This window comes from Bacillus cereus group sp. RP43 (assembly GCF_040459645.1).
Lineage (GTDB): Bacteria > Bacillota > Bacilli > Bacillales > Bacillaceae_G > Bacillus_A > Bacillus_A mycoides_C.
In genome coordinates, this window is the sequence record NZ_JARVHQ010000001.1 from 4,342,450 (window position 1) to 4,362,266 (window position 19,817).

Consider the following 19,817-nt stretch of genomic DNA (forward strand, 5'->3'; position numbering starts at 1 on the left):
TGTCAATTATAGTGCACTTTTCATAATAAAAATCTCCCAACAAATCGTTAGGAGATTCAACTTTAATATCATTTTCTTATGAAAGAGCCTTTAATCCCGTAACTCCACATACGATAAGAGCTACACTAATCAAACGTGCCTTACTTTTCGATTCACCAAACAGAAACATATTTAATAAAACTGCGCCTGCTGTTCCAATGCCAATCCAAACCGCATAAGCCACACTTACTTGTAAGAACAAGAAAGATGTGTATAAAAATGCGAAGGAAGTTGCAAATCCACCTATATAAATCGCTCCATTTGCTAACGTCTTATCTTTACTATACATTTTAAGGCCTATCACACCGACTATTTCACTAATTGCAGCACAAAATACGAAAAACCAACCCATTTTTAAGCAGCTCCTTCCATAGCTTCTTCCACAGTCTCTGCTTTATTATCAGCCAATTTTAAACCGATAACGCCTGCTACAACCATCACAATGAAGAATAATTTTCCTAAACTAAAACTTCCACCGAAAAGAAAAACATCCATTAAGAAAGTTCCTACAGTACCAGCCCCAGCAAACACCGCATATACTGTCCCTGTCGCAAGATGTTCACACGCTTTAGAAAGGAAGTGAAAATCAACAGCGATAACTCCTACAATAATGACCCAATGCCACCAAGTATGAGCTGTATTAAAACCAAACACCCAAAAGACTTCAAAAATACATGTTAATATGACATATAACCAAGCTTTATTTTTCATATCTCTCACCTTCTATTACTTAATGACTGACCGTCAGTCATTTTTAATTAAAAAAATATAATCTCACGCTAACTACTATTTAAAAAAACAATATCATCCTCATTTATCCTTATATTTGTTCCGTTATTAAGCTAACTACATATAAAAGTTGCTTATCTACACCCTTTCACAGAAAAAATGACTGAATGTCATTCATAAATATTCTACATGACCAATTGATAAAGTGTCAACACCCGGATTCTATTAACCCAAAAATATTTTAAATTTCTTAAATTCACATGTATATTTCTTAATAATCTGTCAATAATGGTAGTAACAAAATATTTTCTCCATTCCCCCTTGGAGATCCCTTTGAATCGAGCAGTTGCTTTTAGCTAACTGCTCTTTTTTAATTTATCGGCACATTATAATAAAATACTCATAGATAAATTCCAAAACAAAGACCTGTACTCCCTTTTCAACATGCAACAAAGAACGAAATATTTTGTACGCTATTTACTTTCCAACGAGTCTTTGTATGCAATAATTTTATTTTCAAGCATCTTCTCTGTAATTACTAAGTTTTCTCTTTGAGTTTGAATGGATTTTTTATGATCTTCTAAAAGTTGTAAACGAGCTTCCATTGTGTGCTCCCCTTCTGTATATAATCTAGCGTATTCTCTTATTTTCGCTATCGGCATTTGTGTTTGTTTTAACTTCATTACAAACTGCAACCACTTTATATGTGACTCTGCATACAATCTATTCCCATTTGCATCGCGATTTGCAATTAATATATTCTCCTTTTCATAATAACGTAATGTATGTGTGCTCACTCCTAATAATTTAGCTACCTCGCTAATTGTGTACATAACCATACTCCCTCCGCACGCCATTTATTCTCATATATTTTACTGCCTTATCCAAATTATAAAAAACATTTGACTTAGAGTATACTCTAACAAATACAATCTAACCATAATAAATTAATTTAAATTTAGGAGGCTCTTATATGAAATATACTGTTATTACTGGTGCTAGTTCAGGAATTGGCTATGAATCCGCTTTAGCCTTTGCATCTCGCGGAAAAAATTTAATACTTGTAGCTCGAAGACAAGAAGAATTAGACGGATTAAAATTGAAAATTAACGAAATGCATCCAGAGTTGGATGTTGTCATTCGAAGAACTGATTTATCCGTCACTGAAAACGTTTATAAACTTTATGAAAGCCTACAAACTTTTCAAATTGAAACGTGGATTAACAACGCAGGTTTTGGTAATTTCGCCTCAATTGCTGAACAAAATTTAAACAAGATAGAAACGATGTTGCATGTAAATATAGAAGCACTAACAATACTATCTTCCCTTTTCGTTCGAGATTATTCAATGACCGAAGGAACACAGCTTATTAACGTTTCATCGGGCGGTGGATACACGATTGTTGCTAATGCTGTTACGTACTGTGCTACGAAGTTTTATGTAAGTGCATTTACAGAAGGGCTGTCTCACGAACTGAAAGAACAAGGGGCAAAAATGCAAGCAAAAGTTTTAGCTCCTGCTGCAACTGAAACAGAATTTGCGAAACGCTCATTTGACATTGATGAGTTCCAATACGATAATGTTGTACCGAAATTCCACACCGCAAAACAAATGGCACAATTTATGCTCGACCTTTATGATAACGATAAAGTTGTAGGGCTTGTCGACGGTTTTACGTATAACTATGAACTTAGAGATCCGCTTTATAATTTTGCAGTAAGACAAACGAATTCAAATTCTTAACAACTTCTCATTTCTGACTAAAATATAGATACCCACTATTTCTTAAATAATAGTGGGCCTTTTTTCTCTCTAAAAATTTCATCCAACATACCGTATCATCGCCACCTCATCACAATAATCAACTTTTGGACAATGTCTACAATCAATCCACACTTTTTCTGGTAATGCTTCTCTATTCACAAAATCAAACCCGCACTTTTGAAAAAATTCCGTTTCATATGTTAAAGAAATTACCCTGTTCACTTTTATCTTTGCCGCCTCATTCATTACATAATTCACTAACTTACGCCCTATCCCTTTTCCTGCATATGTATGCGAAACTACTAACGATCGTACTTCTGCAAGATCCTCTCCTAACACGTGTAAACCAGCAACTCCAACGACTTCCTCTCCTTCTTTCATAACATATAAACATTGTAAATATTGATAGAGAGACAAAAGAGAACGCGGCAAAACAACTCCTTCTTTTGCATACATTTCAATGAGATTATAAATTTCTTTCACATCACTTGTAACCGCATTAAAGATTTTCATATTATATCCCCTTGCCCCCAGAATTAATATTTATAACATTACATGAATTTTAATTCATAATTTCATATAATAATACCTCTCTCTTTTCTCTCCGTCAATCACTTTTCTGAATTTTATCCCGCATTAACGGGCAGTAAGACTCCCACCTCAAAATTCGGCTGAAGCAAAGAAGTTAGGTGGGAGATCAACTGCCCGTAAACGCCCGATTGGTGAAGACTAATAATCAGTGGGGGATGAACAAAACCCCCACTGATTAAAGTTTCACTTGATACAAACAAAAAACCAAGCAACTTAATCGATGCTCGGTTCCTCATTTCGTATCGGCAATACCGTCGAATATTTAATTTCACGAAGTGCTAAACTCGTCTGTATACGTGTAATACCAAGCTTATTCAGCTTTCTGATAAACTGCTCCAGTTCCTTACGATCACGATTTGCAACCTTTAATAAATAATCATACTCTCCTGTTAAACAGTGACATTCTAACACTTCCGGCATCGCTTCTAATTCTTTTTCCAACACTTCCAGCTTATCTGATTGATGAATATTCGTACTCATAAATATGAAGCATAGTAAATCAAAACCAAGCTTTTCTTGATTTAAAATTGCTACTTGCTTATCAATAAAACCTTCCCCATCTAACCTTTTTATTCTTGCATGCATAGCAGCCGGTGATAAATTAACGCGTCGTGCAAGCTCTGCATTACTTACTTGTGACTCCTTCTGCAATATATCTAAAATTTGTACATCTAAATCATCTAACACTTTAATAACAGATGACTCCATCAAAATCCCCCCTTTTTTCTTACCGATGATTATTCGAAAAAACACCTCACACCTTACACAAAACTGAACATCTTTCTATAAATTATATTTACAACAAAACATTTTATCGTTTTTTAACCATTATACAAAAGAATATATTACATAATAAAGAAAAATGCTAAAATTATTTATAATTCATATTAATTACGGCAAAGGGGATTTTGACATGCCTTATTTTTACGTCTTTTTACTATTATTAACGAGCTTACTATGGGGAGGGAATTTCGTCGTTGGGAAATCGCTCGTTGATCATGCATCACCAATGACACTGACAAGTTTAAGATGGATGATTGCCATTGTTTGTTTATTACCGATGGTATGGTTTAAAGAAAAAAAAATCATTCCGCCTCGTGCTGCAATACTTCCGTTAATACTTATGGGCATTTCAGGCGTTGCTCTTTTTAACATCTTTCAATTTTTAGCACTAGAAAAAACATCCGCAACGAATGTAGGTCTTATTTCTACATTGAACGCTATTTCGATTGCATTATTTTCTGTGCTATTTCTAAAAGAAAAAGTAAATACACTTCAAATTCTTTCTATGATTCTTTCATTTTTCGGGGTTATGCTCGTCCTTTTAAAAGGAAATTTCGCACTTTTATTTTCACTACATTTTAATAGCGGAGATTTATGGATGATGGCGGCAGTATGTATTTGGGGTATTTACTCTGTTTGCAGTAAATGGGCGACAAAAACAGTTACACCGCTAATGGCGACGTTATATTCTGGTATTTTCGGCGTCATTTTATTGCTTCCATTTAACATAGGCAACTTCACTGTTTCCAATATTAATTCTTCCTTCATAACATCACTTTTATATACAGGACTCGTTTCAACGGTCCTTTGTATGGTATTTTGGAACATTGGTGTACAGAAATTAGGAGCTACTACATCGGGTATTTTTCTAAATTTCAATCCAATTTTCACAGCTATTTTAGCATTTATTTTCCTTGGAGAAGAACTAACATGGATTCAAATTTTCGGGACAATTATCGTCGTTACAGGGTGCTATTTATTCTCTCATTTTAAAACTGTTTCTCCTCAGACGACTAGAGCTTTAGTACGAAAGCATTCTTAATGAAAAAGCATCGCCACCAGAGTGGCGATGTTTTTATTTACCTTTCATTTCTTTCACATACTGTTTTTCTTCTTCTGGCGATAAACGTTCTGTTGCCTTTCCGGTATCACCGCCTTGAATTTCCCACAAAAAGTTATGCTCCTCAACCGTCTGTGAAAAATCCCCTTTCTCCCAGCGCTCTAAAGTAGAAAGTAGCTTTGATTTATTTTTAAAATTTGTACTCCTTTCTACTGCTTCCTTCGCACTACGAATTTCCTTATTTGTCATTTCAATAAATCCCCATTTTTCAGAGGATTTCACTTTTTGATGTACCATCCTATGCATTGTAGAAATAATTTCATCTTCACTAGCTTGTTGCTTCCCTTCCTTTTCTTTCTTCCCTTGTTGCCCCGTTACATTTTGTGCTTTCAGACTTTTCTCTTCTTCTTCTATATAATTAAGAAGTTTCGTAACACCGAATACAGCTCCTATCGCAATTACAATCATTGTAATTGTCCCTATAATCCATTTTTTCATATTATGTATTCCCCATTCCCCTAATAATCACATAAACAAATGGAATCGCCTGCGCACAGCCGATTCCATTTGTTTCCTTATTTCATTTTAAACCTTCATCGCTTCTCGCACAATATAACTATCTACATATTGTTTGAATTTTATAATTTTTCTATTCTCTATTTGCCATACATGAACAAATTCTGCTTCAAACGCTTTTCCAGTTTCTTTATAAATCCCAGAATACACACCTTCAGCAACAATCATATCTTTCCCGTTTACTTCATGGTACGTATTTACACTCGCTTTATAATTATCCCATTCTGATCCTAAACGGCTAAATACATTTTCCATTATAGCTTCTACACCTATATACGTTCCGCCGTACGGGAAACCTTTTGCCTCTGTCCACTCTACTTTTTCAGAGAGAGCTTCCGCTAAATGTTTTGCATTCGAAGAAGCTGATCCTTCATATGTGCTTCGAATAATTTCTAAATTTGTTTTTTGTACCATTATTTTTTCACCCCAAATGCGTTTGCCGCTAAAACAAGTCCAATTTCTAACGCTTTAACGCGCGGGAATCGTTCCTTTATTGCCGTTTGAATTTCTTCACTTGAAGGATTTCCTGCAAGAACTTCATCAAATGCTACTAAATATTTACGAGTATGCTTAATCGCATCTGCTGTATTTGGTACGTCATAATCACGATGACCCGCTACAACAATTTCAGGGTGAAGATTTTCAAGTTCACTTAATGTTTCTAACCATTTATGACGAGCTTCAGCATCTGTTTCTAACGTCCATGCGAAAGTATTGTTATAAACGATATCGCCTGTAACAACGGCTTTTAATGATGGAATCCATACATAACTATTATTCGGTGTATCACCTTGCAAACCACCTTTAATGATTAAATCATTTCCCTCTAAAATCAATTTCTCTTCTGTTAATTCATCTGGAACAATTGGTTGATGAGGAACATTATGCCCAATAGATGGTTTCCACTGTTCCACTTTCTTCTCAAGTGTATTACGAATATCTTCAACAGTATTCCGTAACGCAACAATCTTTGCTTCTGGAAATGCTTCATGTAATACATTTAATCCAAAATAGTGATCTGGATGGAAATGAGTCACATAAATATGAGTTAAATTCTTTCCTGTTTCAATAATTTGAGCTGCTAAACGGTGCGCATCACTTAATAAAAATTGTGCATCGATAAGAATTGCATCTTTTTCTCCGTATACAATTGTGGATGTAACTTGAAATGCTTGCTCAGATCCTGTAAAAACCTCTAAATGTAATTTTGACATGTTATTTCCTCCACTTTTTATTTACTCTTTTATATTTCTTTATTCTTTAAGCTTTATCCTAGTTGTAACCAATTTAGTTACAACTAGGATAAAAAAATATATAAATCATTTTATCGTTAATCGACTTGATGTAATCATTATAGTTACACCAAGTCGTCAAGTCAACACTTAAAAAATGAAATTTACTTCGTTTTCATTACTTTCTCTTTTAAGAAACGATCTACATATCCTTCTGCTTTTACAACGAATAAATACGCACCCATTGATAATAATGCAAGATCTAATTCATATCCCGGATTCTTTCCATCTCCTAATAAGCCTGCTGCTCCATTTACCTTTACGATAGCTCCCGCTAAAATAAGAGCGAATAACAATCCTACATATCGTACGCCTAAACCGATAATTAATAATATACCACCAACTAATTCAACTGTTGCTATGCCGTATGCAAGACCACCTGGTAAGCCGATGCTTGTAAACCACCCTGCTACGTTATCGATACCTGATTGAAACTTTGCTAAACCGTGTGCAAAAAAAGTAACTCCTAACACGATACGAATAATTAAATTCCCAATATATTGATTCATTTTGAACTCTCCTTTTTGTTTTGTTATGGTGAACGTTTATTCACAAGACAAAACAATACGGTATTTCTTTTCATTCGTCAAATGCTTTTTTTAAAGAAAACAAAAAACATTATCCGTTTTACGAATAATGTCTTTTATAAAATAGCGCAAATTCAAGCTTTTACTCTATCACACAGAAAAAGTTGAAACTTTTTTCCAGCACCAATATAAGGCAATAACGGCACGTCCTCTTCCACAACCATTCCGACAACATTCACTTTCTCATCTACAGGTAAATCATTTACAACAACTTGCATTTCCCCAGCATATCTACCGTACAATTCATTATCAATTGTAATACTACCTTTCTTTCTTGAAATTGTATTCATCGGTTGTAATACAACTTTATTTCCTTCTCTTGATTCGACAGAGCGAATGACATCACGTGCTGGATCAAGCCGGTTCGTATGCACTCGTTCTAACAGTTGTACAGTTTCGCTATCATTTATAAATGATTGATATCGCACCGGAATAATCCCTCTACTCGCACTTGCTATTTCTTGTACACTTTCTAGACTCGCGCTTATGTCTCCAATTAGCACTTTGTCGACGTCACACTCTTGAACAAGTTCTAAATACGCTTCAAGTGAACGCATACTGCGATGTTTTTCTAAAGTTGGTAAGCCCTCATATAACGGACCACGTTTTTCCTCATCTCCTGGAATAAATGCCATCGTTTTTATTCCGCACTCATGTAAATATTGATTTTGCTTTTGTAAGAAGGATTTTGCTAGTCCTGTTTCTGGGCGCGGATAAAAATTATGCCACGCTTCTACATTCTCTACCCGTATCTTTTCAGCGATTAACTCTCCCCAGAAAGATTCTGTAATCGTACTCGCATTTAAAGCCACTTTCATCTTATGAGATACACGCGCTATTTCTTTTGGCGCAATGCCGTAATCCATTCGTAAACCAGTAATGCCCCATCCCAATAACGCTTCCGCATTTTCATATGTTATTCCTAAATGGTTTAACGATTTTGGAGAGACATCCACCATTAATTCCATTTCATTTTCGAGAGCCTGTTTCCCTAATGTTTGAATTAACTCTTTATACGTACCTGGGTCATCTTCCGGAATATGAAGTGATGTAAAAATAGACGAAAACCCGTTTTCCTTCGCTATTTTTAGCCACTCTTTTTGTTTGTCTACTTGCCCTTTTGAAAGATAAATTGAAACTCCTATCATATGAATCTCCCTTTCTATGAATAGAAAAAGAGAAAGGAATCCCTTTCTCTATATGTTTTCTGCCATTTCTTCTTTAAATCCGAAGAAGTACGTGAAGATAAATCCGAAAGTATACGCAATGACTAAACCTAAGAAATATAGTAAATATTTATTATCAGCAATTAACGGGATTAAAGATAATCCTGATACGCCAATTCCGAGTGAAGCCGTTTTCATAACTGCTTGGAATGCACCACCAACGGCCGCTCCTAAACAAGCGGTAATAAACGGTTTCCCAAGTGGTAATGTAACCCCGTATAATAATGGTTCGCCAATTCCTAAAAACCCAACTGGTAATCCACCTTTAATTACGTTACGAAGTCGTTTATTTTTTGTTTTTACATAAATCGCAATTGCTGCGCCCACTTGCCCAGCACCAGCCATCGCGAGTACTGGTAATAAAGGTGTTACGTGCGTTTGATTAATAAATTCCATATGAATCGGTGTTAAACCGTGGTGTAATCCGACCATAACGAGTGGTAAAAACGTTCCGGCTAGCACTGCTCCAGCAAATGCCCCACCAACATTTAAAATTGCGTTAATACCGCTCGTAATACCATCAGATAAGAACCCCGCTGCTGGCTGAATCACTAACATCGTTACTATGCTTACAGCTAATACAGTAATAAGCGGTGTTACAATAATATCAACTGCATTTGGCACTGCTTTTCGTACTCTTTTCTCAACTACAACCATAAGCCATGCTGCAAAAATAACTGCAAACAAGCCGCCCCGTCCAGGTACCATTGCTTCACCAAATAATTTCACATTTGCCATCGCCGGATTGAAAATTAAAATACCTGCAATTGCCCCAAGGACTGGTGTCCCGCCAAATTCTTTCGCTGTATTCCAACCGACTAAAATGCCTAAGAATGTAAAGATACCGCCACCAATAAGTAATAACATTTGTAACCATGTTGCATTCGGATCAGCACCTGCGTTTTTCGCGAAGTTAGCAACTCCGTTTATAATTCCCGACGCAACAAGACCTGGTATTAATGGAATAAAAATGCTACCTATTTTTCGTAAAAAGTTCTTCACTGGTGTATTATTTTTCTTCTTCATCTCTGACTTTATCTCTTGACCGATATCTTCAAGGTGATGATCTGCAACCTCACCAATTCGCAATCCTGTTAAAACTTCCATTTCAGCAGCTACTTTATTTACCGTTCCTGGGCCAACGACAACTTGAAGCGTTTCGTCTTCAATGACACCCATAACGCCTTCAACCTTTTTCAAAAGGTCCATATTCACTTTACCTTCATCATGAAGCGTTAATCTCAGTCTCGTCATACAATGAGCAATACCACGAATATTTTTTATTCCCCCAAGTTGCTCCGAAATTTCTTTGGCCATTCTCTCTTCTTTCTTCATAATAGAATCCCCCTCCCTATACTTTATAGCGCCTTCTTCACAAACCCTTTCGCTTCTTTTAGTTTTTCTTTTGCTTCCCCGTACTCACACTGTAGTAATACCATAACGATAGCAACTTTCACGTTACGATTTGCTTTTTCGTAATACTCTGCCGCTACTTCATAACTAACTCCTGTTGCTTCCACAATAATTCGTTTTGATCGTTCTACTAACTTTTCATTCGTAGATTGAACATCTACCATTAAGTTTTTATAGACTTTTCCGACACCAATCATTGACGCTGTTGAAATCATATTAAGCACTAATTTTTGCGCTGTACCAGCCTTCAAACGTGTTGAGCCTGTTAATATTTCTGCGCCTGTTTCTACTTCTACATTGATTTTTGCATACTTACTTATTTCAGCATTTTTATTACAAGAAATACTCGCCGTACTCGCTCCCACACTACTTGCGTATTTCAATCCGCCAATTACATAAGGTGTTCTACCACTTGCTGCAATTCCAATAACCGTATCTTTCTCGTTTAATCCAATACTTTTCAAATCTTCTTCTGCTAACTCTTCGCGATCTTCGGCACCTTCCACCGCCTTAGTAAACGCTTTCAATCCACCTGCTATAAATCCTTGCACCATTTTATCATCTGTTCCAAATGTAGGTGGACATTCAACCGCATCTAAAATACCTAAACGGCCACTCGTACCAGCCCCAATATAAATTAATCGGCCCTCTTCTTCAAAAGATTTAATAACAGTCTGTACAACCTTTTCAATTTGTTCTATCTCTTTTTCAACTGCTAACGCAACAGTTCGATCTTCTTCATTCATGCTTTGTAACACTTCTTTTATACTCATCTCATCTAGATTCGTCGTTTTCTCATTACGGTGTTCTGTCGATAAATTTTCTAACATATTGCCACCCTCTTCGAAATTATATTTCACACTTTTATTATAACTTTAAGAAATTAAAAATCAATAACCCTTTCTTATTTTATGAAATAAAATTTCACAACATGACATATTTGTGTCAAAGATAATAAAAAAAGATGAGTCCCCTCATCTTTTCTTCTACTTTAACTTCCGTAACCGCAAAGCTTCTTCTCTCGTCTCCATAAATTGATCTATCACATTATTACCAATACGGTTAAAAGTAATAACATATAAAGCATCAATCATATTTAGCTGCGTCATTCGTGAAGCAATACTCGCAATGCGATGGTCTTGCTCTACATCCGGCATACAAAGGCGAATATCTGCCGCTTTATATAAAGGAGATGATTGATCTAGCTTTGTAATCGCAATAACTGTAGCTCCTCGCTTCTTCGCATATTGCGCCATTTCAAGTACATCTTTCGTACGACCAGAAGTTGAAATCGCAACAAATATATCATCTTCTTTTAAATTCGTCACAAGCGGTAACATCATATGAAAATCAGATAGCATCATCGCAGTAAATCCAAGTCTAGTAAATTTATAAGCTCCGTCCATCGCCGGTGTAGCTGATCCACCAACACCGTAAAATATGATTTTATTAGCCTTTACAATACTATCTGCAGCCTTCTCTAGTTCCTTCTTATCTATCGCAGTCACACTCGCCTCAATTGCAGCTTTATTCACATATGTAACTTTATTAAACAAATCGTACGGTCCATCTTCTGTATTCATCACTGAAAAGTCGTTAATATTATAATCAACAATTGTTAATTCACGAACGAGTGCTATCTTAAATGCTTTAAAGCTTCCAATACCGATTGTTTTACAAAAACGTACAACACTCGCCTCACTCGATCCCGCATTTGTAGACACTTCTTTTGTCGTTAAATTTGGAACGATCTCTGCGTTCTCCATTATATACATGGCAACCTTCTTCTCAGCTGGTGAAAATTGATCCATATTATTTGCAATTTTAAATAGTAATGTTGAAGCTTTCACCATTTAACCTCCACTTCTCACGGTTGCGTTCTCTTATTTTCTCTTGCTTCAAGGAGGTAAAAACCATCATCGCCAGGAGGATGAAACACATTTACAATGCGATTTCCTTTTTGATAAACAGTTCTTTCCCCTTCTGTCCACTTCTTTTCCCAACCGTTCATCCAAATCGCAACATTAGGTAAAAAAGCAGTATATTTCACCTTTTGATCGTACTCACCATCTGCTTCTTCTGAAAAAATAGAAACCGGAAAATCTTTCACTTTTGATTCTTTCCATGCAGTAAATGGTATGCACAATAAAAGGAGTATAATTACACCTATAACCTTCTCCTTAGTAATCTTCACACATTTCTCTCCTCGCCCTAGCATATACGTAGATTTTACCATAATTACAAACCATTCACGCTACATGACTATTGCTTTTTGCGATAAAAAAAGAGCTTACCTACATCAGATAAGCCCTTCCTCCCTATACAAAATACTTCTTCAAAAGTGGCGGCGTAATAATTGTTGTCAATATAACAACAATGACAATAGCTGTGAAATTTTCTTTCGCTAATAAATTTGCCGTAAGTCCATTTGCTGCGATAATAAGCGCTACTTCCCCGCGCGACACCATCCCCGCACCGATACTAATAGAAGATTGTAAGTTAAATCCTGTTAGTCTTGCTCCTAAACCTGATCCAATTAACTTTGTGAAAATTGCGATGAGCGTCATAATGATAATGAACCAAAGCTGACTTCCGATACCTTGAAATGTAATTTCCATTCCAATACTTACGAAGAAAACTGGTACAAATATCGCATACGCAATCGGTTCAATTTTATGTTCTACTTCATGCTTGTACTCTGTTTGCGAAATCGCAATCCCTGCTGCAAAAGCTCCAATAATACCTGCGATTCCCATCATTTCACTGTAATACGAAAAAGAGAAACAAATAATAAGAGCTGCACTAATTAATGCTTCCGATACACGAAGTGGGACAAGCATTTTCATAATCCACGGAACAACTTTCCATGCGATAAAAACGATACTTACAAAGAAAATAATTTTCTTTGCAATAACAAGTGTTATATTCACATCTTGCGTTCCTAAAAAGCTCATTACAAATGCTAATAAAATAACGACTATCACATCATCAAATACAGCAGCACCTAAAATCGTTGTACTTTCTCTCGTATTCATCTTCCCTAAATCTCTTAGCGTTTGCACCGTAATACTAACCGATGTTGCACAAAGTAATAATCCTAAAAAAATAGCATGAGATTGTATTAATCCAAACAATAATCCCGTTACATATCCACCGATAAAAGGAAAAATAATTCCACCAGCTGCTACTGCAAACGACGATTTCAAATTCCGATTTAACTCTTCTAAATCTGTTTCAAGTCCCGCCATAAACATAAGTAGCAAAACACCAATCTCGCTAAGCTCATCAATAAGTTCTGAACTATTAATAATACCTAGCATCGCAGGACCGATAATAATACCAACAATTAATTTACCAAGTACAGAAGGCTGACCGAGTCTAACGCTAATATCACCAGCTAATTTCGTACAAAGTAAAATGACGACAAGTTCAAAATAAAATAACATAGCATCTTCTCCTACTATATAAAATAAATCTTTTTGTTAACCCGCATCCATTTCCGCACATAGTTTCCCCTATTCATCCGCATTTTATTTGTTAAAGTTTTATTTGACAAAATATTCTGAATTATAATAAAGTTAATCCAGAAACTTTAAAAAACTACATACCATAACTGTACCTCCATTTACTTACGTACTCTTTTCTAATGGGCTCATACTATATTCGCAGTTATGGAAATGAAAAACGGGGGGAGAGTCCAAAATGAAGTCATTATTACGAAAAAAACCGCTCAGTACTGAATCACCAAAGCAACTAGATAGAACATTAACTGCACTCGATTTAACGTTTTTAGGAATCGGCGCCGTAATTGGAACAGGGATTTTTGTATTAACAGGTATTGTCGCAGCAAAACATTCTGGTCCTGGTATTATGCTATCATTCCTTATCGCTGCATTTACTTGTGCTTGTGTAGCCTTTTGTTATGCTGAATTTGCTTCTTCTATACCTGTCTCAGGAAGTGTGTATACTTACGCATATATGACAGTCGGAGAAGTCGTCGCCTTCATCGTCGGATGGTGTTTAATGCTCGAATATTTACTTGCCGTTGCAGCTGTAGCTGTTGGGTGGTCTGGTTATTTACAATCTTTACTACAAGGATTTAACATACACCTTCCCGCCATAATCGCCTCGGCCCCCGGCACTGGAAAAGGTGGTATCATCGATTTACCAGCTGTCTGTATTTTACTTCTTATTACTGGCCTTTTAAGTTTCGGTATACGTGAAAGTGCACGCATTAATAATATTATGGTTCTTATTAAACTAGCTGTTATCATTGCTTTTATCGTTGCAGGCGCAAAATATGTAAAGCCTGAAAATTGGACACCGTTCATTCCATTCGGATACGACGGTATTATTACTGGAGCTGCCACTGTATTCTTCGCCTTTTTAGGGTTTGATGCAATCGCAACTGCGGCAGAAGAAACGAAAAAACCACAGCGTGATTTACCAATTGGCATTATTGGTTCCCTTCTTATTTGTACTGTTTTATACATGATCGTATCTTTCGTTTTAACAGGCATGGTTCCTTATACACAATTAGATGTTTCTGATCCAGTCGCATTTGCATTGCATTTCGTTGGTGAAGATACAATTGCAGGATTACTCGCTGTTGGTGCGATGACTGGAATGACAACCGTTCTCTTAGTCGTTATGTATGGACAAGTTCGTGTTTCATATGCGATGAGCCGCGACGGTTTACTTCCAAAAGCGTTAGCACGCGTAAATAAAAAAGTGAAAATCCCTTTATTAAATACGTGGATTACTGGCGTTGTTGCCGCTTTATTAGCAGGACTTTTAGACCTACATTTACTCGCGAATTTAGTAAACATCGGTACATTAACAGCCTTCACATTCGTTTGCTTTGCTGTACTTATTTTACGAAAGACACATCCTGACTTAAAGCGCGGATTCCGTACTCCTTTCGTACCTGTACTACCAGTTGTCGCAATTCTTTGCTGTTTATATTTAATGATCAATTTGTCTAAAACGACATGGATTAGCTTTGCAGTTTGGCTTATAGTCGGCTTATGCTTCTATTTCTTCTACTCTAGAAAACATAGTCATTTAGCTACTGAAAAAACAAATGATGAGACGAAAAAAGCATAACAAAATAGCTCGCCGATGAAACGGCGAGCTATTTTCATGTTTTATCCCGATTGGTGAGGGCTAATAATCAATGGGGGATGAACACCCCCCACTGATTAAAGTTTCACCTTATTATATTTTTGCTTTAACGATTGTAAAATGGTGAATATACAGATGCAAGCTGTAAATCATGCCCAATTCCCTATCAGTGTAGCGTATTAAAAAACTCCAATACCTGCAAATAATAGGAAAATAATGACCTGATATATGAGCTTCTACTTTTGCATAGCCTCCCCCTTTACTTCGTCTCCTTCTTTTTTTTCTTCCACGCATTTACACTATCAAAGAAGAAATTAATAAATAACGTGCCTAAACCCGCTAATAAGAAAGTCATTAAAAATAGAATCCATATACTTTTATCTTTTAATAAATAATATCCTACAAGGAGCACAACGGCGATCCATACATATTCAAGAATTCTTTTTAGCTTTTTCTGTTCCAAATTATTCGCTCCCTCTTTCTATACTACTTTTAGTATAACAAAAAAGAAGCCTATCATGATAAGCTTCTTTTTCTTATAACTTACTTGTTGATACTTTTTTCAACGAGTGAGATCGCATATTCTATCGTACGATTCATCGTTTCTACCTGTGCATCTTTTACTTTCACATCTTTTAATACAGCTTCTGCAACTGTAATTTTTTGACTCAATGATCTCACTGAACCGTCTGTTACATTTGCATCTTGTGCTTTTTTCACTACTGCTTTTGCAGATTCAATATTGATTTGTAATTTTTCTTTCGGTGTTTTTGGTTGCTCTTCTGCTACTTTAGATTGTAGAAAGGTTACATTAGCTGTTTTTAATTCGTTATACGTTTGTACAATTTGTTCTCCAGTACTTCCTACATTTTCAAACGCTTGCTTTGCAGTGTTATAGCTTTTCTCTAGTTCTTGAAATGCTTCCTTTGAGTACTGACCTGGCTTCTCACCAAATTCATACGTACCAGCTAACACTTCTTTTACTTTTCCTAGCTCTTCATATAACGCGTTTACTTGCTCTAACTTCGTACGATTAAAAAACTCATTGTACGCTGCTAATACTTCTGAAGAACTTAATGCTTTACTATATAATTTTGCTAACGCAATTTGTCCATTTAACGGAATACCGCCATTTCCGTTGCTATCTGGATCTGCACCAAGTGCAAATGGCACGTTCGGATGATACACTTTCCCACTAGCTGGCTGACTATTTACTTTTTTACCATCTACATAAATTGCTATTTCACTTCCGTTATACGTTCCTGTTAAATGATATGTTTTGTTTGCTTCTAACTGAACGCCAACACGTTTATAACTACCACCAATATGAGCCCACAATTCAACATTTCCACTTCCTGTAGACTCAAAACCAATTCCACCGCTCTCTGTATTTTGCAAAATACCTTGTCCACGAATTTCATTCATTGAAAATACAGTTTCTAACGTAAATGCATTTGCTACTTTTTCTTTTTGGGCTGCTGAAAACGGCAGATAACCAAATGTATTTGCTTTTCCGTTTAACTTCATAACATTCTTTTTCAATGCTTTATCATATTCAATATTCACATTGCCCTTCACATTACCTTTTGTACCAAATGGTGAATTATCTTTAAATGTACCATCTGCAAAGTTCACATCGAAAACATCAGCTTTTGGTACTTTTACATTCGGATCAATATTATCTTTTTTCGTAGTAACTTCTGCCGTTAACGGCTGTACGCTTTCATTGCCAAATGAATCAATTGCAACGACTTCAAGCGTATATGTTTTCCCTCCATCTAATCCCGCAAGCGTAAACGTAAGGTCTTTTGGCACTGGGTCACGGTAAAACTCTGAGAACGCTAATAGCTTATTTTTAATCTCACCTGTTTGTTTATCCTTTGCTTGTACGCGATAAGAATGAACAAGCAGATTATCCAACGCTTGCGGGAATGTTACTGTTGCCGCATTTTCTGTTACATTTGATACAGCAAGCTTTGCATCCTTAGCAAAATAAGGCTTTTCTTTATCACGATCTTCTACATGTGTAAATGTGTCTTTCTTTGCTGGTAATTTAATTTTCCAAGGTTCGCCTGTCCAAGAATTTGTATGGAAATCACGGCGATTAATCGTTACTTCTTCTTCATCTACTTCTACTAATAAACCTTGGCTTAATGTACTAGCTCCTGGCGGGATATTTCCTTGTACTTTCCCACCTTCAACCTCCATATAACTTACTGAAGATGTACCAACTGATGTAAAGTCTTTTTGATGAATTGATCTCGGATCATCTAACGGATAATGCGAATGACCTGAAAACGTAATAACTTGCGGATATTCTTTTAATACCTCATTAATTTTCGCACTATCTTTCGTTCCCCACTCTTGGCTACCATACACTGTATCTTTTATATGTTGATGTAAAAATACGAAAATCGGCTTTTCTGGATCATCCTTTTGCGCTTTTGCCATTTCTTCTTTTAACCAATTAATTTGCTTGTCTGAATAATATCCATGAGTTGTCCCATCTTCCGGAGACATAACAAGGAAGTGATACCCTTTCACCACTTTATGATAATAAATCGATTCCATTCCTGTTTTTTCTAAGAAACGCTTCTGCGCTCCCTCTACAGATAAGCCGTTCCAATAATCATGATTACCAAGAGAATTCATTCGTACCGCATCTTTATTTGCATTTTCATTATACACTTGCATGAAGCGATCATATTGTTGTACCGATCCTGAATCAGTAAAATCTCCTACAATTACAAATGCATCTTGTTTTGGAGCAAGTGTATTAAACTGTTCAATCGCTCTTTTCCAGCGAAACGTATCATCCGTTCCACTGTTTTTAATATGTACATCACTTACAACTGGAAAAACTAACTTCTTCTCACTCTGCACCTTTTCTTGTTTCTTCTCTTCCGCTTTGACTGATGTACTCCACGGAAATGATACAAACGCCAATACAAAAATCATTAATAATCCAATAAGGCCTTTTACTTTTCTTAAAGCAGTTCTGTCCACGTGAATCCTCCTCATAATAATTGATTCATTACAAGGGCTATTGTAACGAAAACATATTAACTCCGTTTAAATGATAAATTAATTTTATTAGACTTTTGTAAATATACAGTTAATTAATTATTAACTCCAATATTACTTGTATTATTGTAAACAACCACATTTTGTCTGAAAGAGTATGATCATTCTTTTCTAATGTCCCTTTACATATAATCTTTTCTATATAATAAAAACTACTATAAGGTTTTAAGCTTATTAGACAATCATAATTTTTAATTTTTCCGGCCATTCTTAACACATCGGCCATGCTTTTACATTTAATAATAGTAAAAGAAAAACTTGCAAAGGAGGGGTTCGTTTGAAAAATAAAAAAAATATCGGCTGTTTCGCTCCTTTATCTATCATTTGCCCAGACCCTTGCCCACCGCCCCCTCCTCCAAATCCAAATTGCGAGCTAGTAACAAATGAATTTGCTGGGAACTTCCTCATAACTAATGACACCATTCTCTCTACTAAAAATGCATCACAATCGATGATACTGTGGCAAAGTGATGGGATACTCCTTATATCAGGTAATGTCTCGGTTTACAATAGTACTAGTAGCACCGAAGTAATTACAATTCAAATCGTCGGAGCAGTAACCAATATTTTCACTGTATTTCCTGGTAATACAATATCTTATATGGGTAAAGATTTTCAATCCGTCAGTATTATTAATATACAAAGTAAGCCTTCTCTATATTTAGAAGGCAAGTACTGTTGCCAATTTACATGTTGCTTATAAAATAAATATTTCATTACTCCCTCTATTCAAAAAAGCATACCATTTAAGGTATGCCTTTTTATGAAATTGAGTAACGTACTGTAATACAAAACTCTCCTTGATTAACAGTCGTTCCCGTCGTTGTAATTCGAACAGTAGTAAAGTGCCTCACTGTGAAAGTACCACTACTTTGCGGTTGTACAGTAATCGTATCGACTACTGTAGCACCTACTAAAAAATCCACTGTAATCGGATTTGCACCTGTATCATATTTTACATAACCTGAACCGTATATTTCTTGTGTAAGATTATTCGTATAGACAATTTGAGTACCCGCACCTGTAATTGACCAGTCTGCACATACTTGATCTTGCACAAGTGTTTTATTAGAACAACAAGACAAACTGGAACTTCTCATTCCCATTTCAACCCTCTCCTATTCTTCTACGAAAGTGAATAGCGTGTCGTAATACAAAATTCTCCCTGATACGTTCCAGCAGGTGTTGCAGGTAACACAACTTGTATACTATCAAAGCGGCGATACGTAAAAGCAATACTCGTTCCTGGGTTTAATGTTTGTGTATCAATTGTAGCCCCAGCAGAATCAAGTGCTTCTACAGTAATCGGGCCTGGTCCAACATCATATTTAACAAAACCAGTACCAATTACGTTTTGGTTAATATTATTTGTATAGAGAACATTATCAATTGCTGTTGCAACTACAGTAGCAGACCACGGACTACACACTTTATCTTGCACATAATTTTTATCTGGACAGCAAGTTAATGCTGACCCTGAGCACTCACAAGACATAGTTGTTTCCCCTCTCTCTTTTATATTCCCTATATGTGTATGTCCTTCAGAGT

The 19,817-nt window shown here is 36.0% G+C and carries 23 protein-coding genes; 4 read left to right on the top strand and 19 right to left on the bottom strand.

The window, feature by feature from the left end; all coding sequences use genetic code 11:
• Window positions 1-76 precede the first annotated feature (76 nt).
• The 3 genes from QCI75_RS22585 to QCI75_RS22595 all read right to left on the bottom strand — a co-directional run bounded on the left by QCI75_RS22585 (window position 77) and on the right by QCI75_RS22595 (window position 1,601).
• Window positions 77-391 (bottom strand): DMT family transporter, encoded by a 315-nt coding sequence (locus QCI75_RS22585; RefSeq protein ID WP_000539672.1) that lies wholly within the window; start codon window positions 389-391, stop codon window positions 77-79.
• A gap of 2 nt (window positions 392-393) precedes the next feature.
• Window positions 394-750 (bottom strand): DMT family transporter, encoded by a 357-nt coding sequence (locus QCI75_RS22590; protein WP_144508788.1) that lies wholly within the window; start codon window positions 748-750, stop codon window positions 394-396.
• A 491-nt stretch (window positions 751-1,241) separates the two neighbouring features.
• Window positions 1,242-1,601 (bottom strand): MerR family transcriptional regulator, encoded by a 360-nt coding sequence (locus tag QCI75_RS22595; RefSeq protein WP_144508789.1) that lies wholly within the window; start codon window positions 1,599-1,601, stop codon window positions 1,242-1,244.
• 140 nt (window positions 1,602-1,741) lie between these two features.
• On the opposite strand from QCI75_RS22595, the gene QCI75_RS22600 reads away from it, so the two are divergent.
• Entirely contained in the window at window positions 1,742-2,512 is a 771-nt protein-coding gene (locus QCI75_RS22600; protein WP_144508790.1) for an SDR family NAD(P)-dependent oxidoreductase, read from the top strand.
• A 78-nt stretch (window positions 2,513-2,590) separates the two neighbouring features.
• Here QCI75_RS22600 and QCI75_RS22605 read toward each other — a convergent pair whose 3' ends face one another.
• Both QCI75_RS22605 and QCI75_RS22610 read right to left on the bottom strand, forming a co-directional pair.
• Entirely contained in the window at window positions 2,591-3,046 is a 456-nt protein-coding gene (locus QCI75_RS22605; RefSeq protein WP_144506964.1) for an N-acetyltransferase, read from the bottom strand.
• Window positions 3,047-3,337: 291 nt separating this feature from the next.
• Window positions 3,338-3,832, bottom strand: a complete 495-nt coding sequence (locus QCI75_RS22610; protein ID WP_000446106.1) for an Lrp/AsnC family transcriptional regulator — start codon at window positions 3,830-3,832, stop codon at window positions 3,338-3,340.
• A 205-nt stretch (window positions 3,833-4,037) separates the two neighbouring features.
• On the opposite strand from QCI75_RS22610, the gene QCI75_RS22615 reads away from it, so the two are divergent.
• Entirely contained in the window at window positions 4,038-4,949 is a 912-nt protein-coding gene (locus tag QCI75_RS22615) for a DMT family transporter (protein ID WP_144506965.1), read from the top strand.
• 33 nt (window positions 4,950-4,982) lie between these two features.
• Here QCI75_RS22615 and QCI75_RS22620 read toward each other — a convergent pair whose 3' ends face one another.
• The 10 genes from QCI75_RS22620 to QCI75_RS22665 all read right to left on the bottom strand — a co-directional run bounded on the left by QCI75_RS22620 (window position 4,983) and on the right by QCI75_RS22665 (window position 13,507).
• The gene (locus QCI75_RS22620) at window positions 4,983-5,465 is read right to left on the bottom strand and encodes a PRK06770 family protein (RefSeq protein ID WP_144506966.1); all 483 of its coding nucleotides are present in this window, start codon (window positions 5,463-5,465) and stop codon (window positions 4,983-4,985) included.
• An 87-nt stretch (window positions 5,466-5,552) separates the two neighbouring features.
• Window positions 5,553-5,957: a nuclear transport factor 2 family protein gene (locus QCI75_RS22625; RefSeq protein ID WP_353761224.1), complete on the bottom strand. Its 405-nt coding sequence runs from the start codon at window positions 5,955-5,957 to the stop codon at window positions 5,553-5,555.
• Window positions 5,957-6,757 (bottom strand): MBL fold metallo-hydrolase, encoded by an 801-nt coding sequence (locus QCI75_RS22630; RefSeq protein WP_353761225.1) that lies wholly within the window; start codon window positions 6,755-6,757, stop codon window positions 5,957-5,959. Before QCI75_RS22630 ends, QCI75_RS22625 begins: the two co-directional genes overlap by 1 nt.
• A gap of 182 nt (window positions 6,758-6,939) precedes the next feature.
• Entirely contained in the window at window positions 6,940-7,344 is a 405-nt protein-coding gene (locus QCI75_RS22635) for a DoxX family protein (protein WP_001077742.1), read from the bottom strand.
• A gap of 152 nt (window positions 7,345-7,496) precedes the next feature.
• On the bottom strand, window positions 7,497-8,570 hold the full coding sequence (locus QCI75_RS22640) for a DUF871 domain-containing protein (protein WP_353761228.1): 1,074 nt from the start codon (window positions 8,568-8,570) through the stop codon (window positions 7,497-7,499).
• Between the two features lie 48 nt (window positions 8,571-8,618).
• The gene (locus QCI75_RS22645; protein ID WP_144506970.1) at window positions 8,619-9,983 is read right to left on the bottom strand and encodes a PTS transporter subunit EIIC; all 1,365 of its coding nucleotides are present in this window, start codon (window positions 9,981-9,983) and stop codon (window positions 8,619-8,621) included.
• A gap of 23 nt (window positions 9,984-10,006) precedes the next feature.
• Entirely contained in the window at window positions 10,007-10,891 is an 885-nt protein-coding gene (gene murQ, locus QCI75_RS22650; protein ID WP_144506971.1) for an N-acetylmuramic acid 6-phosphate etherase, read from the bottom strand.
• Between the two features lie 156 nt (window positions 10,892-11,047).
• Window positions 11,048-11,911: a MurR/RpiR family transcriptional regulator gene (locus QCI75_RS22655; protein ID WP_144506972.1), complete on the bottom strand. Its 864-nt coding sequence runs from the start codon at window positions 11,909-11,911 to the stop codon at window positions 11,048-11,050.
• A 17-nt stretch (window positions 11,912-11,928) separates the two neighbouring features.
• Window positions 11,929-12,255 (bottom strand): outer surface protein, encoded by a 327-nt coding sequence (locus tag QCI75_RS22660; RefSeq protein ID WP_144506973.1) that lies wholly within the window; start codon window positions 12,253-12,255, stop codon window positions 11,929-11,931.
• A gap of 124 nt (window positions 12,256-12,379) precedes the next feature.
• Window positions 12,380-13,507, bottom strand: coding sequence for a cation:proton antiporter (locus QCI75_RS22665; RefSeq protein WP_144506974.1), 1,128 nt, complete (start codon window positions 13,505-13,507; stop codon window positions 12,380-12,382).
• 256 nt (window positions 13,508-13,763) lie between these two features.
• On the opposite strand from QCI75_RS22665, the gene bcaP reads away from it, so the two are divergent.
• Window positions 13,764-15,167 (top strand): branched-chain amino acid transporter BcaP, encoded by a 1,404-nt coding sequence (bcaP, locus tag QCI75_RS22670; protein ID WP_144506975.1) that lies wholly within the window; start codon window positions 13,764-13,766, stop codon window positions 15,165-15,167.
• Window positions 15,168-15,444: 277 nt separating this feature from the next.
• Here the strand turns inward: bcaP and QCI75_RS22675 are convergent, their stop codons facing one another.
• Together QCI75_RS22675 and QCI75_RS22680 are read right to left on the bottom strand one after the other, a co-directional pair.
• The gene (locus tag QCI75_RS22675) at window positions 15,445-15,648 is read right to left on the bottom strand and encodes a hypothetical protein (protein ID WP_000435799.1); all 204 of its coding nucleotides are present in this window, start codon (window positions 15,646-15,648) and stop codon (window positions 15,445-15,447) included.
• 80 nt (window positions 15,649-15,728) lie between these two features.
• Window positions 15,729-18,191 carry a LamG-like jellyroll fold domain-containing protein gene (locus QCI75_RS22680; RefSeq protein ID WP_353761229.1) on the bottom strand — a complete coding sequence of 821 codons (2,463 nt, stop codon included), beginning with the start codon at window positions 18,189-18,191 and terminating at the stop codon, window positions 15,729-15,731.
• 355 nt (window positions 18,192-18,546) lie between these two features.
• On the opposite strand from QCI75_RS22680, the gene QCI75_RS22685 reads away from it, so the two are divergent.
• Window positions 18,547-18,972 (top strand): S-Ena type endospore appendage, encoded by a 426-nt coding sequence (locus QCI75_RS22685; protein WP_353761230.1) that lies wholly within the window; start codon window positions 18,547-18,549, stop codon window positions 18,970-18,972.
• A 58-nt stretch (window positions 18,973-19,030) separates the two neighbouring features.
• On the opposite strand, the gene QCI75_RS22690 is transcribed toward QCI75_RS22685, so the two are convergent.
• On the bottom strand, window positions 19,031-19,375 hold the full coding sequence (locus QCI75_RS22690) for a DUF3992 domain-containing protein (protein WP_002169096.1): 345 nt from the start codon (window positions 19,373-19,375) through the stop codon (window positions 19,031-19,033).
• 20 nt (window positions 19,376-19,395) lie between these two features.
• Entirely contained in the window at window positions 19,396-19,764 is a 369-nt protein-coding gene (locus QCI75_RS22695) for a DUF3992 domain-containing protein (protein WP_002116435.1), read from the bottom strand.
• Window positions 19,765-19,817: the final 53 nt, after the last annotated feature.